The following is a 14,989-nucleotide window of genomic DNA, read 5'->3' as shown; positions in this document are numbered from 1 at the left end:
GGGTTTTGTGTGGTTTTGAAAGTCCGCTTCGCGCCGAGGGCGGCGCTCCTACAGGGCTATCGCGATGTTCACTGGCAGGCTTCGCAGTCCGGGTTGTCGATGGAGCAGGCCTGGGGCACCGGAGCGGGGCCGGATGACGACACGGCGTTGAGCCTGCCGGTGTCGACCGTCGACTTTTCCGTACTGGTCGCGGCCAGGGCGCGCAGGTAATAGGTGGTTTTCAGGCCGCGATACCAGGCCATGCGATAGGTCACGTCGAGCTTCTTGCCGCTGGCGCCGGCTATGTACAGGTTCAGCGACTGCGCCTGATCCAGCCATTTCTGCCGGCGGCTGGCGGCTTCGACGATCCATTTGGTGTCGACTTCGAAAGCGGTGGCGTAGCGTGCCTTCAGGTCCGCCGGGATGCGATCGATCTGCTGCACCGAGCCGTCGAAGAACTTCAGATCATTGACCATCACTGGGTCCCATAGCTTTCGCGCTTTGAGATCGCGCACCAGATACGGGTTGATCACGGTGAATTCGCCGGACAGGTTCGATTTGACGTACAGGTTCTGATACGTCGGCTCGATCGACTGCGATACACCGGTGATGTTCGCGATGGTCGCGGTCGGGGCGATGGCCATGATGTTGGAGTTGCGGATGCCGTTTCTTACGCGATTGCGTACGGCGTCCCAGTCCAGCGTCTGGCTGCGGTCGACTTCAATGTATTGCGCACCGCGCTGCTCGGCGAGGATGTCGAGCGAGTCCAGCGGCAGGATGCCCTTGCTCCACAACGACCCGTTAAAGGTGGCGTAGGCACCGCGCTCGTCTGCCAGATCACAGGAAGCCTGGATGGCGATGTAGCTGATCGCCTCCATGGATCGGTCGGCAAAATCCACCGCGGCGTCCGTGCCGTACGCCATGTGCTGAAGATACAGCGCGTCCTGAAAGCCCATGATCCCCAGACCCACCGGGCGATGCTTGAGGTTCGCGTTCCTTGCCTGCGGCACGCTGTAGTAATTGATGTCGATGACGTTATCCAGCATGCGCACAGCGGTATTGACGGTGCGTTGCAGCTTGGCGGTGTCCAGCTGGCCATTGACCATATGGTTAACCAGGTTGATCGAGCCGAGGTTGCAGACGGCGATCTCATCATCACTGGTGTTCAGCGTAATCTCGGTGCAGAGATTCGAGCTATGCACGATGCCGACATGCTGCTGCGGGCTGCGCAGGTTGCAGGTGTCCTTGAACGTCAGCCAGGGGTGGCCGGTCTCGAAGAGCATGCTCAGCATCTTGCGCCACAAGTCGCGCGCTTGAAGGGTCTTGTGCAGCTTGATATGACCGCCCGCCGCGAGGGCCTCGTAGTGCTCGTAGCGCGCTTCGAATGCGGCGCCGATGAGGTCGTGCAGGTCGGGCACGTCCGACGGCGAAAACAGGGTCCACTGGCCGTCATCAAAGACGCGCTTCATGAACAGGTCCGGAATCCAGTTGGCGGTGTTCATGTCATGCGTGCGGCGACGGTCGTCGCCGGTGTTCTTGCGCAGCTCGAGGAATTCCTCGATATCCAGGTGCCAGGTTTCAAGATACGCGCACACTGCGCCCTTACGCTTGCCGCCCTGGTTGACCGCCACGGCGGTGTCGTTGACCACCTTGAGAAACGGCACCACACCCTGGCTCTTGCCGTTGGTGCCCTTGATGTAGGCGCCGAGCGCGCGCACGTTGGTCCAGTCGTTGCCCAGCCCGCCGGCAAATTTCGACAGCAGGGCGTTATCGCGCAGCGCGCTGTAGATGCCGCCCAGATCGTCGGGGACCGTCGTCAGGTAGCAGCTCGATAGTTGCGGGCGCAGGGTGCCGGCATTGAACAGCGTTGGCGTCGAAGCCATGTAGTCGAAGCTTGAGAGCAACTGATAGAACTCGATGGCGCGCCGGTTTTTCTGCGGTTCCTCTACCGCCAGACCCATCGCCACGCGCATGAAGAAGACCTGAGGCAACTCGAAGCGTACGCCGTCCTTGTGGATGAAGTAGCGGTCGTACAGCGTTTGCAGGCCCAGGTAGGTGAAAAGCTGATCGCGCTGGTGATCGATGGCAGCGCCTAGCTGCGCCAGGTCGAACTCGACCAGGCGTGGGTCGAGCAGCTCGTGCCGTATGCCGGCCTCGACGTAGGCGGGCAGCGCGGCAGAATAGAGGTCGGCCATCTGGTGGTGCGTGGCGCTGTCCGCTACGCCGAGAAAGCTCAACGCTTCGGCGCGAAGCGTGTCCAGCAACAGGCGTGCGGTGACGTGGCTGTAGTTGGGTTCGCGCTCGACCAACGTCCGTGCCGTCATCACCAGCGCGGTATTTACATCGCGCTGGGTGGCGCCGTCATACAGATTCTTGAGTGTCTCCCGCTCGATCAGCTCACCCTCTACCTCAGCCAGGCCTTCGCAGGCTTCGGTGATCAGAATGCGCAGGCGACCGATGTCCAGCGGTTGCTGGCTGCCATCGTCCAGTGTGACGCGAATGCTCGGGTGCGCTTCGACCGGCTGATGCCCGCCGCGCGCCTGACGCTGGCGCGCGTGCTCTTCGCGATATAGCACATAGGCGCGGGCGACTTTCTGCTCGCCCGAGCGCATCAGAGCCAGCTCGACCTGATCCTGAATGTCTTCGATATGCAGGGTGCCGCCCGAGGGCATGCGACGGAGAAAGGTAGCACTGATGGTTGAGGCCAGCTCGTCCACCGTTGCGCGGATGCGGCTTGATGCCGCGGCCTGGCCACCTTCAACTGCGAGGAATGCCTTGGTGATGGCGATGCGGATCTTGTCCTCGGTGTAACCCACCAGCGCACCGTTTCGCTTGATTACACGAAGCTGGCCGGGGGCCAGGTGTTGATCCGACGGGTCGCCTGACGGGGCGGCAATTGGGGTTAGGGCTTCGGTGGTGCTGGTTTCGGTGTGCATTGGGATCTCCTGTCCATAACCGTGAACACAACATGTAAGGTGAGGCGTCGGGCATTGCTCTAGTCGAGAGCCTTATCGGAGCGTCGGGTGGTAACCCTTTCGCTTTTCCTGGCGCACCCGAGCGAAAACTACATGTTGTGGTTCGATAATTTATTTGCACAACATAGTGTGCGTATTTCCCATGCGCAAGCGGCGTCTGCGGAGTGGAGAAGTTATCCATAGGAGTGGTCATCGCGGGAAGCGTGAGGGCGCGCGGGTTACGTGTGGCTATCCACAGATAGAAAAAAAGTAATCCACAAACACAATATGTTGTGTTTCAGCCCAGATCCGGCTCAATCGTCGGGTGGATAACCGCGCAGCGTTATCCACCGCTTGGCGGGTTACGGGGAGTTTTGGTGGACAAGCTTCGCGTGTCCACCCTACGTCTATTCGAAAACCACGCGCGGTAGGTAAAACGATACGACGACGTTGGGCATGTCCACGATCTCGCTGATGCGAAGGTCGGCGCAGACCGAGCAGAGCATATAGGCCTGCTCGGCGGGCATCTGCTGCTCGCGACACATCCAGTCGATGGCACCGCTGACCGCGTCGCGTGCGGCCTGGAGCAAGTCCGAGCCAACGCCGGTAAAGACTTCGTAGCCTGAGGCGTCGAGGTGGCGGGTGACCGGGCCGGGGGTGCTGAAGCGCGGCATGGCCAGGGGTGTCTGCTTGATAAGATCCAGCTTCAGCGTGGCATCCATCGCGCTTTCGATCGCCGTGCCGCACACCTCGCCATCGCCTTGAGCGGCATGGGTGTCCCCCATCGAGAACAGTGCGCCGGTCACCTCGACCGGCAGGTAGAGCGTGCTCCCAGCACACAGATCCCGGGTATCAAGATTGCCGCCGATCCGGCGCGGCGGTATGACCGAATGCGTTCCTGGTTCAACCGGGGCTACGCCGAGCGTGCCCGCGAAGGGGCGCAACGGGATGCGAGCGAAGGATCCGAATGCGGCCGGATGGCGCGCATGCTGATCGTAGGTCCACAGGTGCAGAGCGGCCGCCGGGAACTGATCTGCGAGGAGCCCGAAGCCGGGAATGATGGCCGTCCAGCCAAAGCCGGAAGGACGAAAACTGTCCAGCGTGATCGCCAGAATGTCACCCGGCTCAGCCCCTGCCACATAGATTGGGCCAGTAACGGGGTTGGTTTTATCCGGCGGAAGCGTATCGACCGCACCGGCTGTCGAGTCGGGCCGAAAGTGACCATTGCTGGCATCGAGACATTGCAGTTCGATCGTGCTGCCCGGCTCCACGCGGACGACCGGGTCGATGCGATTGTCCCAGCCGAGATGGTGACAATGGCTGTGAATGGTCTTGATGGGCGAGAAGTGACCCATGCTTGGCTCCTGTTTGCCAGTGTACGGTTTCAGTCATCAGCATAGGCGCTCTGAGCGCCTTGGTGCTGCCCGGCGGATCGTCCAGCCTGCCGCTAGGTGTTTCTCCGGCCGATTGCTACAATCGGCGGCTCTTTTCGCTGGGCATGGCTTTGGTGGTGTGATGGACGCAGATCGTGAGCGCATCCTGATCGTCGAAGATGATCGGAAGCTGGCAGCGTTGATTGGGGACTTTCTTGAAAGCCAGGGACTGGCTGTAGAAACCGAGGCCGACGGCGGTGCGGCGGTCGATCGCATTCTCGGCGACCCGCCATCGCTGGTGGTGCTCGATTTGATGTTACCCGGCGAAGATGGGCTGAGCATCTGCAAGCGCCTTCGCGCTTCGGGGTTTACCCGGCCGATTCTGATGCTGACCGCACGCAGTGATGATCAGGACCATATCCAGGGTCTGGAGCTGGGTGCGGATGACTACGTCAACAAGCCGGTGCGCCCGCAGGTGCTGCTCGCACGCATCCGCGCCTTGCTGCGTCGACGTGGCGAAGCCGACCAGCAGGCCGCGCCGAAGCGTCTCGAATTCGGTGCGCTGGCGGTTGACCATGGCCGCCGCGAGGCCTGGCTAAACGGTGAACTGATCGACCTGACCGGTGCCGAGTTCGATCTGCTCTGGCTGCTGGCCAGCAATGCCGGGCGAATTCTCAGTCGAGAGGAAACCTTCGTGGCCTTGCGCGGCATCGAGTACGACGGGCAGGATCGCTCGATCGACGTGCGCATCTCGCGGATACGGCCGAAGATCGGTGACGACCCGGAGATGCCGCGCATCATCAAGACGGTACGTAGCAAGGGCTATCTGTTCGTGGCGCCCGAGTCCGATCAGTGAACTCGATCTTTTTCCGCATTTACGGCGGCATGTTGCTGGTGCTCGTGACGGTGTCACTGCTTGGTCTGTTGATCGTTCAGATGGTCAATGTCGCGAGGGTAGAGGATTATCGCGAACGGATCGCCAGCGGCACCTTTCGTCTGATGGCGGACAATCTGCAGCCGATGGATCAGTCCGAGCGACTGCGCGCACTGGCGGCGTGGACGCGCTTGATCGGCGTGCCGCTGGAGCTGGCGCAACTGGACGATCTCGACCTGGAATCCAACTACTGGGCACGGTTGATCCAGGGCCGGGTGCTGGTACGGCCTCAGGCGCCACCGCAGGTACGCGTCTACGCCTTGGTCGATCTGTCCGAATCGATCGTCCTGACCGCAAACATCCAGCGCATTTCCGAACAGCTCGGTCGTGCCACGCTGTATCTGATCACCGATGAACTGGTGCGCTATCCGGAGGAGGCGATGCCCAAGCGGCTCCAGCAGCTGCGCCGGGAGAAAGGATTTGGCTATCCACTGCATCTGACACCGATCGATAACGGCGATCTTGATCTGGACCAGCGCCGGCGGCTGGAAGAAAGCGACACCGTCATGGCTTTGGGCCCGGAAGGGGACTCGGTGCTCTTGTACGTGAAGATCCCCAACACCAACTGGGTGCTGGGGCTCGGCCCGCTTTATCGAATGGATCCGTATCCCACTCAACTGTTGGTGATCACCGGCCTGCTGGTGCTCACGCTCGGGGGTCTGCTGATCTATCTACTGGTACGCCAGCTGGAACAACGACTGCGTACCCTCGAATCAGCCGCCAGCCACATTACCCGAGGCAATCTGGACACCCGGGTCAGCACCGCGGGGCAGGATTCGGTAGGCCGTCTTTCGCGCGCGTTCAATGACATGGCCAGCCACCTGCAGCGGTTGATGCGTCTGCAGCGGGAGATGATCGGGGCGGTATCGCACGAGTTGCGCACCCCCGTCGCGCGCCTGCGCTTCGGGCTGGAAATGGTCGAAACTGCTGCTACTGACGAGGATCGAAAGCGCTACCTCGAAGGGATGGACGGCGATCTGAGCGAACTCGACATGCTGGTCGACGAGATCCTGACCTACGCGCGGCTGGAGCAGGGCGCGCCGGCTCTGACGCTGGTTGCCACGGATGTTCCCTCTCTGGTTGATCAGGTGATCACGGAGCTCGCCCCGTTGAGCCGCTCGATTTCTCTGGAGCATGTCGACCAGACGCAAGGCAGGGGCACACAGGTCGCCGCCGAGCCTCGTTATCTGCAGCGCGCGATCGCCAATTTGATAAGCAATGCCATGCGTCATGCGAGTGAGCGGGTGCTGGTTACCACACGCGTCGAACATGGACGCTGCCGAGTCACAGTCGAGGACGATGGCCCGGGTATTCCGGAGGCATTCCGCGAGCGTATTTTTACGCCATTCCTGCGATTGGATGACAGCCGCACCCGCGCATCAGGCGGCTACGGACTTGGCTTGTCTATCGTACGCAGAGTGCTCTTCTGGCATCAGGGGAGGGCCCGTGCCGAACAGTCTCGTCTGCTCGGCGGGGCGGCTTTTATTCTGGATTGGCCGTCGCGGCGACCTTAGCTGCAGTGACCATTCACCAGCAGGCGGAACGCATGCGAGGCCGGCTGTGGGTCAGGCGTGCGTCCGCAGATCAGATCACAGTAGATCGTCCCTTCACCTATCCGAATGATGAAATACGCGAGGGTATCGGCGTCCATTTCCGGGTTGATCCGGCCAGCACGGAGTTCCTTGTCGAACAATCTGGCCCAGGTGTCGACCAGCCGCTGCTGCAGCCCCGACACATTCGACGTCAGTAATTGCAGACCCCATTGCGGTTCGTTGCGCAGGAAGTCGTGCAGCGGTTGCGCGTTGATCAGAGCGACGTTGATGTCGGTGTAGATTTGGGTCAGGAAATCGATTCCGTCCAGCTTGGGATCTGCCTCGGCGCGTGCGATTGCCTCGTCATAGATGTTGCGATACAGCGACCAGAGAATCTCGCCCATGAGCAGGTCTTTGTTGCCCACCCAGCGCATCAGCGTCGCGCGACCCACATCCAGTTCCTCGGCGAGCAGCGAAAGGTTCAGTCTGCGACCTTCGAGCCACCAGCGGCGAGCCATGCGAAACGCGCTAAGCGGAGTGGCGCGTTCGTCCGACTTGCGTTGCGACAAGGCCATGGACAGCGGGGTCTGGTTGCTCATATTGACTGCCTATTCGGGAGCTTTAAGAAATAATCGATGCCTATGGTAGCCCGAGCGATACCAAGAAGAAAAGTGTCTTGTCGATGGTTCAGGTGTAAGACGAAGGTCGTAGCGAAGCAGTTGTAAGCGCCTGTTACATAGGTAACTAATGGCGTCAATTTCGTTTCGCTATGAGACAGTTAATGGGCCATGAGTCAATGGACTGACAGCCGGTTGCCGAATAATGGCCCGATCGACGGGCAAACCGCAAACACGTTCAAGTTGCGGCCGGGTTCGCTTGCTACGTTGAAGCAGATGCCCTCGCATCGCTTCGACAATAACAACAAGCCCGGCAAGCCGGGCAGGAGACTACCCATGCAACAGAGCCCGCTCTCCACCGCTATTCGTGCGTCCATCTTACTCTCGGCCGCGCTGGGACTAAGCGCCTGCATTGGCGGCGACTCGTCAAACGATACACCGCCCGCCGTCACGCAAGGATGCGGCGGTTCCGACAACGCTGTGACCGTAAATGAAATGTGCGTTGAGCGCTTTGTCCTGCCCAGCGAGGCCAAGGCCGCCAACACGCCAGGAACCGCCGGCGTAGCCGTCAGCGATCCGAAGCTGCTGACACACCTGGGCGCGGATGCCGACCTTAACAAGGCGTTATACGTACGCTACGCCCTGGCCGGCCAGATGGATCGACAGCCGGATGCGATTCTGGTGGTGGTGCCTGGGACGCTGGGTGGGTCGCACAATTATCTGCGCCTGGCTGAAAACCTGATGGCGCGCGCAGCCGAACAGGACCTGGTTGTCGAAATATGGGGCTTCGAACGGCGTTCGACTTTGCTGGAAGATACCGATGGCCTGGATATCGCCGAACGAGAAGGGAGCCCGGAATTGGCGGTGAATTTTCTTTATGGCGATGAGCTAGGTCTCGAACTGCCGCCGGAGCTGGACCGGCGCGCGGTGTTTTATGACCAGGCAGATGCGCCCTTCATGGCCTCTTGGTCACCCCAGGTACACTCGTTCGATATCGACGCGGTGGTCGAGCGTGCGCGTGAGACTGCCCGAAACGGCAACGTTTTTCTTGGTGGCCACTCCGCCGGGGCAGGCTTCGTCACCCGTTACGCTGCCACCGATTTCAACCTGAGTTACGAAGGTGCCGAAGAGCCCGGCTACGCCAAGCTGCGCGGGATGATCCTGTTCGAAGGGACGGGTAGCTCGGTTGCGTCTACGCCGCCCGACGAAGCGGATCTGGATGCGGTCATCGCTGCAGCGGATGGGGGTCTGTATGCCGCCTCGGTAGCTGGCGCGCCCGCCTACATCAACGCCCCGGGCCTCGGGCCTCGGCAGGTCGCCTCGACCGAGGTATCCGGTTTGCAAATGGCGGTGGAGGAAACCATCAACGGCAGTCAGTCTCTGTTGCAGCGGGCCTTTGGCGCGGACCTCAACGGTCGGACCAATAACGTCTATCAGCAGGTGGCGAACTTCAGCGACCGCCCGGTTCCGGTGACTGCAGGCAGCTCGGTGGGCACGTTCCAGGATGACGACAATTCCGATAGTCCGGTTTTTTACGCCATCTCCATTGGGGCGCCTGGTTCGTTGAATGCCGAGGGCCTGCTGGAATGGCTCGATAACGATCAGCCGCTGCCGCCAGCAGCGCTTAATGATAACGGTCCCGCCCTGACTTCGATGCTCACCACGCCACGCTTCTGGGGGCAGGAAGTCGAGCCGACCAACCTTGGGCGGCTTACTCCTGCGTTTTATGCCGGACAAAGCAACTTCAGTGATTGGTACTACCCGTCTACAGGTTTGCTACTGGGCAACTCGGATAATGGCGGGGCCAACCTCGGTCTGGACACCAGTGCGCTGTCGCTACCAGTCGAGCTGGGTGGGCGCGGTCGGGCGGACATCGTCAACCAGACCCAGGCCAGAAGCATTGATGTACCCGTCATTGCCTTCGGTGGCAGCAATGGGCTTGCCCCTTTGCCGGGCTCGTGGCGCGGCATCGCCAACTCGATTGCACCCTGCGCGGCGCAAAGCTGCCGGGTGGGTACCCCGAGAATGCTAAGCGGAGCGACCGACTTCAGTGCGTTCCCGCAGTTTGGCGGCGTTGAAGGTGGTTTCGAGGTGTACATCAGCGAGGGATACTCCCACAACGACGTCCTTACCGCCGACGATGACGCGACCAACAACGTGATCGGGCCGCTGTTGTCGTTTATAGAGCGTAACGCTGAGTAATCCGGCCCCGCAAAGCAAAAAAACCCGGCCTGGTGCCGGGTTTTTTCGTGCTCGCCTTTGGGCGTCAGCCTCGACCGATAAAGGGCATTTGGGTTGCCATGATGGTCATGAACTGGATGTTGCTCTCCAGCGGCAGGCCGGCCATGTGTACCACGGCCCTGGCCACGTCTTCCACATCCATGACGGGTTCCGGCGCGATGGCACCGTGCGCCTGTGGTACACCGCGTTGCATGGGAATGGCCATGTCCGTTGCGGCGTTTCCAATGTCGATCTGGCCACAGGCGATGTTGTACTTGCGGCCATCCAGCGAAGTGGACTTGGTCAGCCCGGTCATGGCGTGCTTGGTCGATGTATAAGGAGCCGAGTTGGGACGCGGAGCGTGCGCCGAGATCGAGCCGTTGTTGATGATCCGTCCGCCCATCGGCGTCTGGCTTTTCATGATGCGAAATGCCTGTTGCGTGCAGAGGAACGCGCCGGTCAAGTTGGTATCGACGACGGTTTTCCAGTGGGCGTAGGAGAGGTCTTCCAGCGGAAGCGGCGGGGCGCCGGTGCCGGCGTTGTTGAAGAGGACGTCCAGACGGCCGAAGCGCTGTTCGATCTGCTCAAACATATTCTTTACCGAGTCGGGGTCGCCGACATTACAGGCAACGCATAGCGATTGGGATGACAGGTCCCCGGCCAGCCGAGCGGTCTCCTCCAATGCCTCGATTCGCCTGCCTGCCAATGCGACCTGATACCCGTCGCGTAGCAGGGCGAGCGCAGCGGCGCGGCCGATACCGGTTCCGGCACCTGTAATCAGAGCGACCTTGTTGGAGTTATTCATGGCATTCCTTATTGAGGCTCGGCGAGAGTGTCTCGTTGTAGTGCAAATTGCCGGGCGCGGCAAGGCATGCAGTGGAGTACGCACGCCGAAAGCTGGTGTGAAAATGGAGTGGAGCGGTGGGGTGGGGTGGGTATTTGCTCTGTTCACAAAAAAGGGTCGCGCCTGGACGGCAGCGACCCTTTCTGACTACGACCCGTGAGTCGTTTGGCAAACTTACTGAATGCCTTTTTTCTGAACTTCCCAATCCGGGTCAACGCACAGCTCGCAAGTAGCGCCATAGAACACATCTTCAGCGTTGGAATCGCCCATCAGATGAAAGCGATACCAGGCAGTAGACGGGCCGCGATAACCGCCGCCGTCGCCGACTGGCTCGAAGTGCCCAACACCTTCCAGATTGCCCCAGAACACCGGAACATTGGCATTGCGGAACACCGGAGTACCGTTAAGAGCCGGTCCGGCGAGGGTGTCATTGCTTCCGGTCATGAGGAACATCGGTCCGTTCTGGTTGAACTGCGACGAAGTCTCGTGGCCCAGACCCAACACGTACGGCTGGAACGGGGCGGTCACTGTGACGCGGCTATCCTGACCGGCCATGATCGCGCCACCGCCGCCCTGGGAATGACCAGAAACCCCAACCATGTTCACGTTGAGATTGCCGGAGTAGGCGCCATAGCTGCGGTTGTTCAGCGTCACGAGCCGATTCAGGCACGCAAGCATTTCCTGTCCGCTACCTGCGTTCGAAGTGGTGGCCGCCGCGACAACGAAACCGTGGCTCGCCCAATGGCTGAGCAGGTCGCCGTAAGTACTGGGTGAGCCACCGGTACCGTTACCCCAGAGGATGATGGGATGGTCGAGGCCATTTTCGCCAAGTTGGGTCGGACGATACACCTGGCAGCCGGTGCCCTGGCTTTCGCTGGTGGTTGCGAACGGGCCGGTCGCGGCGAAGTCTGCGACCGCTGGGAATCCCGATTCAACTTCGCCTGGCGGCGGAGTGGGGGTGGGATTTCCAGCCAGAGCTGAGGTGGAAATCAGAAGCCCAAGTGCGAGGCCTGACAGGGTGAAGAGGGGTGATTTCATCATGTTCTCTCTAGGTCGAGTTGTTGTGGATCATGACGGAGCGCAATGGTGCATCCCAACTACAGTGCTCGGCACCCGTAGACCTTACTGGTGACCGGTTGGTCAATCACTCGCCTATTTGGGTGAAATAGCTTACAAAATCAATAATATAGAATCATTTTGACATTGTTTGGACAGCTTGAAGGCGCGAAAAAGCCGGCGACCCGAGCCGCCGGCTTGCAGAGCAAGTTCTGCTATCAGTTGATACCCTTGCGACGAACATCCCAGCGGTAATCGGTACACAGATCACAGCGCGAACCGTAGAAGGTGCTCTCTGCGCTCTGGTCGTCCATCAGGTGAAAGCGCATCCAGGCGGTCGACGGACCCCTATAATCGCCGCCGTTACCCACCGGCTCGAAATGGCTGGCGCTGGTACGCTCACCCCAGAACACCGGCACGTTGGCACGATTGAATACCGGAGCTGCGTTGAGCGACGGGCTGGCGATCACATCGCTGCCGCCGGTCATCAGGAACATCGGACCATTCTGGTTGCTCTGCGAGGAAGAGCGATGTCCCAGACCGATGGTGTAAGGCTGGAACGGAGCCGTTACGGTTATGCGGCTGTCCTGCCCGGCCATGATGCTGCCGCCGCCGCCCTGCGAATGGCCTGCGGTAGCAACGCGGTTGACATTGAGGTTACCGGAGTAGGTGCCGAAGCTGCGGCCGTTCTGTTCAACCAGGTAGTCCAGGCAGGCAATCATCTCACGCCCCGACCCGGCGTTGGAGGTACGCGCTGCAGCGACTACGAAGCCATGGCTGGCCCAGTGCTCGAGCAGGCTGCCATAGGTGCTCGGCGTCGAGCCGGTGCCGTTCCCCCAGATGATGATTGGATGGTCGCGACCTTCTGCGCCGAGCGTGCGAGGGCGATAGATGCGGCAGCTGGGACCTTCGTTACCGCTAGTCGTGGCAAAGGGGCCGGAGCTGGCGAAATTTGAAACGCCCGGGAAACCTGTGCCGGTATCACCACCACCTGTATCGGGATTGCCTGCCAGCACGCTAGCGGAAAACATAAGGCCCAGGGTAAGGCCGCTGTACTTCATTAGAGGTGCATTCATGGAGTCTCTCTCTTTTACTTGTTGTGGGACGATGCGCCGCCCTATGGCATAGCCAACCGCAGTAATCGACGCCGGCTCAAGGTACCGGTAGGCTCACGACCGATCACTCGCCTATTCGGGTTAAAAACGAGACAAAACTACAAAAACGTTCAAATGAGGTCTTTTTTCGCATCAATCTTTGCGAAGCCTGCGGGAGGCATGCCCCTGGTCCCGGGCTGCTCTGGCGCGGGGGCCAGACGCAAAAAAACCGGCTGCACAAGGCAGCCGGTTTCGGTTTCTTCGACAGGTTTGGTTTATCGCTTAGTTGATGCCCTTGCGACGAACGGTCCAGTCACGGTCAGTACACAGGCCGCAGTTGCTGCCGTAGAAGGTGCTCTGGGCGCTGCTGTCATTCATCAGATGGAAGCGGAACCAGGCCGTGGACGGACCACGGTAATCGCCGGCATTGCCGACCGGCTCAAAGTGACTGGCACCTTCCAGCTCGCCCCAGAACACCGGCACGTTTGCCCGGTTGAATACCGGTGCGGCGTTCAAGGTGGGGCTGGCAATGGTGTCGCTGCCCCCGGTCATCAGGAACATCGGGCCGTTCTGGTTGCTCTGCGAAGACGAACGATGACCCAGTCCGATGGTGTACGGCTGGAAAGGAGCAGTGACCGTGACACGGTTATCCTGGCCGGCCATGATGGTGCCGCCGCCGCCCTGCGAGTGACCCGCTGCGCCGACGCGGTTGACGTTCAGGTTGCCGGCATAGGTGCCGGTGCTGCGGTTGTTCTGCTGAACCAGATAATCCAGGCAGTCGATCATTTCTTCGCCCGAACCGGCATTGGAAGTACGTGCGGCTGCGACCACAAATCCATGGCTCGCCCAGTGAGTGAGGATCCCGCTGTAGGTGCTGGGCGATGCGCCAGTGCCGTTACCCCAGATGATGATCGGATGATCGCGACCGGCTTCGCCGAGGGTACGCGGACGGTAGATAGTGCAGCTTGGGCCTTCGTTGCCGCTGGTGGTGGCAAACGGACCGGAACGGCTGAAATCGGATACAGCCGGAAAATCACCGCCATCGCCTGGATCGGTCGGGGGAGGAGTGGGGTTGTTTGCCAGTGCAGCGGTAGACAGCATCAGGCCCAGGGCAAGGCCAGTGAGTTTGTAAGCAGGTGCTTTCATTTCGTCATACCTTCAGGAAATTGTTGTTATCTGCCTGGAGTGCTTGGCGAGAAGCCAACCGCAGCACTCTGGTCGACGAATGTAGAGCTTTGCACTACTTTTTAAACTCGCCTGTTTGGGTGAACTGCGGGCAAATTGCTCCTAAAATGCGCGATCATGCGCAAAGTATGGGAAAGGCTGGGACTGGTGGGAACTTCCTTCGAAAGCGGAAGTCCCGTTATCCGGCACGCACGCCATCGAGCGTCGAAAACGAGATGTCCTTGGCCGTCAGCAGGAAGTCCTGCAGATAGGCGGATTCGAGCATGTCGGCGCGAACTGCGGCGTACAGCGTGCCGAACAGGCCTGTGTCGCCGAGTCGGCGAGCCGTCACGTAGCCTCGCTGCGCATATTCGGCGACGGCCCAGTTGGGGAGGCAGCAGACGCCGCGTCCCGAAGCCACGAGTTGCAGCATCATGACGGTGAGTTCAGCATTGCGGATCGAGGCGGGTTCGACGCCTGCGGGGTCGAGAAAGTGCTTGAACACATCCAGTCGTTCGCGCTCGACCGGATAGCATATCAATGTCTCGTCGGACAGGTCCGGAGGCAATACGTGGCTGCGGCTGGCCAACGGATGCTGATTGCTCACCGCGAGCAGGGCCTCATACGTGAACAACTGGACATAGGTCACGCCCGGGATCTCCTGTGGGTCCGAGGTCACCACCAGGTCCAGATCGCCACGTGCGAGCGCTGGCAGGGGGGCGAAAAAATATCCCGAGGCGAAATCGACCTCTACGTCCGGCCACGCATTGCGGAACTGATCGATGGTCGGCATCAGCCACTGAAAGCAGCTGTGGCATTCGATCGCCATGTGCAGTCTGCCGGCCTGACCACCGGCCAGGCGATGCAGATCGCGTTCTGCCTGGCGCAGCTCCGGTAGCATCTTGTCGGCCAGTCGAAGCAGCCGTAGTCCGGCGCTGGTGAAGCGTACCGGGCGGCTTTTGCGCACGAACAGAGGCAGACCCAGGCGCTCTTCCAGATCCTTCAGCTGGTGGGAGAGAGCGGACTGCGTTAGATGCAGCCGTTCGGCCGCCTCAACCAGACTATCCGCTTCGCGGAGCGCGACCAGTGTCTTCAGATGACGGATTTCCAGCATGGCTATTCCTGAATTCAACTTGAGAATTTCTAAAGCTTAACATGACGGAGTTGAGTTTGATTCATTCAGCCGTGGGCTTGACCATATGCCACCACGAATCGAATCAGG

11 protein-coding genes are annotated in these 14,989 nt (G+C 60.4%); 3 read left to right on the top strand and 8 right to left on the bottom strand.

The annotated features are described in order from the left end of the window. Positions 1 to 68: 68 nt before the first annotated feature. Positions 69 to 2,915, bottom strand: a complete 2,847-nt coding sequence (locus tag BLT85_RS08180; protein ID WP_093393019.1) for a ribonucleoside-diphosphate reductase subunit alpha — start codon at positions 2,913 to 2,915, stop codon at positions 69 to 71. 425 nt (positions 2,916 to 3,340) lie between these two features. Continuing rightward, on the bottom strand, positions 3,341 to 4,288 hold the full coding sequence (locus BLT85_RS08175) for an acetamidase/formamidase family protein (protein WP_093393015.1): 948 nt from the start codon (positions 4,286 to 4,288) through the stop codon (positions 3,341 to 3,343). Between the two features lie 160 nt (positions 4,289 to 4,448). Here BLT85_RS08175 and BLT85_RS08170 point away from each other — a divergent pair, with 160 nt between their 5' ends. Together BLT85_RS08170 and BLT85_RS08165 are read left to right on the top strand one after the other, a co-directional pair. Next, entirely contained in the window at positions 4,449 to 5,162 is a 714-nt protein-coding gene (locus BLT85_RS08170; protein ID WP_093393013.1) for a response regulator transcription factor, read from the top strand. Beyond that, positions 5,159 to 6,754 (top strand): ATP-binding protein, encoded by a 1,596-nt coding sequence (locus BLT85_RS08165; protein WP_093393010.1) that lies wholly within the window; start codon positions 5,159 to 5,161, stop codon positions 6,752 to 6,754. Before BLT85_RS08170 ends, BLT85_RS08165 begins: the two co-directional genes overlap by 4 nt. Here BLT85_RS08165 and BLT85_RS08160 read toward each other — a convergent pair. Next, entirely contained in the window at positions 6,751 to 7,371 is a 621-nt protein-coding gene (locus BLT85_RS08160) for a QsdR family transcriptional regulator (RefSeq protein WP_093393007.1), read from the bottom strand. The genes BLT85_RS08165 and BLT85_RS08160 overlap by 4 nt on opposite strands. A 189-nt stretch (positions 7,372 to 7,560) precedes the next feature. Here BLT85_RS08160 and BLT85_RS08155 point away from each other — a divergent pair, with 189 nt between their 5' ends. After that, on the top strand, positions 7,561 to 9,591 hold the full coding sequence (locus BLT85_RS08155; protein WP_231701446.1) for an alpha/beta hydrolase: 2,031 nt from the start codon (positions 7,561 to 7,563) through the stop codon (positions 9,589 to 9,591). 64 nt (positions 9,592 to 9,655) lie between these two features. On the opposite strand, the gene BLT85_RS08150 is transcribed toward BLT85_RS08155, so the two are convergent. The 5 genes from BLT85_RS08150 to BLT85_RS08130 form a co-directional block, all read right to left on the bottom strand. Continuing rightward, positions 9,656 to 10,414: an SDR family oxidoreductase gene (locus BLT85_RS08150; RefSeq protein WP_093393001.1), complete on the bottom strand. Its 759-nt coding sequence runs from the start codon at positions 10,412 to 10,414 to the stop codon at positions 9,656 to 9,658. 213 nt (positions 10,415 to 10,627) lie between these two features. Continuing rightward, positions 10,628 to 11,494, bottom strand: coding sequence for a poly(ethylene terephthalate) hydrolase family protein (locus BLT85_RS08145; RefSeq protein WP_093392998.1), 867 nt, complete (start codon positions 11,492 to 11,494; stop codon positions 10,628 to 10,630). A 233-nt stretch (positions 11,495 to 11,727) separates the two neighbouring features. Further along, complete coding sequence (locus tag BLT85_RS08140; protein ID WP_093392995.1) at positions 11,728 to 12,585, bottom strand: poly(ethylene terephthalate) hydrolase family protein; 858 nt, start codon at positions 12,583 to 12,585, stop codon at positions 11,728 to 11,730. A 300-nt stretch (positions 12,586 to 12,885) separates the two neighbouring features. Further along, positions 12,886 to 13,749, bottom strand: coding sequence for an alpha/beta hydrolase family protein (locus BLT85_RS08135; protein WP_093392992.1), 864 nt, complete (start codon positions 13,747 to 13,749; stop codon positions 12,886 to 12,888). Positions 13,750 to 13,966: 217 nt separating this feature from the next. Next, positions 13,967 to 14,881: a LysR family transcriptional regulator gene (locus tag BLT85_RS08130; RefSeq protein ID WP_093392989.1), complete on the bottom strand. Its 915-nt coding sequence runs from the start codon at positions 14,879 to 14,881 to the stop codon at positions 13,967 to 13,969. Positions 14,882 to 14,989 lie beyond the last annotated feature (108 nt).

The organism is Halopseudomonas xinjiangensis, assembly GCF_900104945.1.
GTDB classification, from domain to species: Bacteria; Pseudomonadota; Gammaproteobacteria; order Pseudomonadales; family Pseudomonadaceae; genus Halopseudomonas; species Halopseudomonas xinjiangensis.
The sequence above is the reverse complement of the archived record's forward strand: the minus strand, read 5'-3'. Positions and strand labels throughout refer to the sequence as shown.

What these genes read in the sequence shown, in the direction of transcription:
- BLT85_RS08180 (WP_093393019.1), bottom strand. Translation starts at nt 2,915, where the DNA reads ATGCACACCGAAACCAGCACCACCGAAGCCCTAACCCCAATTGCCGCC.
- BLT85_RS08175 (WP_093393015.1), bottom strand. Translation starts at nt 4,288, where the DNA reads ATGGGTCACTTCTCGCCCATCAAGACCATTCACAGCCATTGTCACCAT.
- BLT85_RS08170 (WP_093393013.1), top strand. Translation starts at nt 4,449, where the DNA reads ATGGACGCAGATCGTGAGCGCATCCTGATCGTCGAAGATGATCGGAAG.
- BLT85_RS08160 (WP_093393007.1), bottom strand. Translation starts at nt 7,371, where the DNA reads ATGAGCAACCAGACCCCGCTGTCCATGGCCTTGTCGCAACGCAAGTCG.
- BLT85_RS08155 (WP_231701446.1), top strand. Translation starts at nt 7,561, where the DNA reads ATGAGTCAATGGACTGACAGCCGGTTGCCGAATAATGGCCCGATCGAC.
- BLT85_RS08150 (WP_093393001.1), bottom strand. Translation starts at nt 10,414, where the DNA reads ATGAATAACTCCAACAAGGTCGCTCTGATTACAGGTGCCGGAACCGGT.
- BLT85_RS08145 (WP_093392998.1), bottom strand. Translation starts at nt 11,494, where the DNA reads ATGATGAAATCACCCCTCTTCACCCTGTCAGGCCTCGCACTTGGGCTT.
- BLT85_RS08140 (WP_093392995.1), bottom strand. Translation starts at nt 12,585, where the DNA reads ATGAATGCACCTCTAATGAAGTACAGCGGCCTTACCCTGGGCCTTATG.
- BLT85_RS08135 (WP_093392992.1), bottom strand. Translation starts at nt 13,749, where the DNA reads ATGAAAGCACCTGCTTACAAACTCACTGGCCTTGCCCTGGGCCTGATG.
- BLT85_RS08130 (WP_093392989.1), bottom strand. Translation starts at nt 14,881, where the DNA reads ATGCTGGAAATCCGTCATCTGAAGACACTGGTCGCGCTCCGCGAAGCG.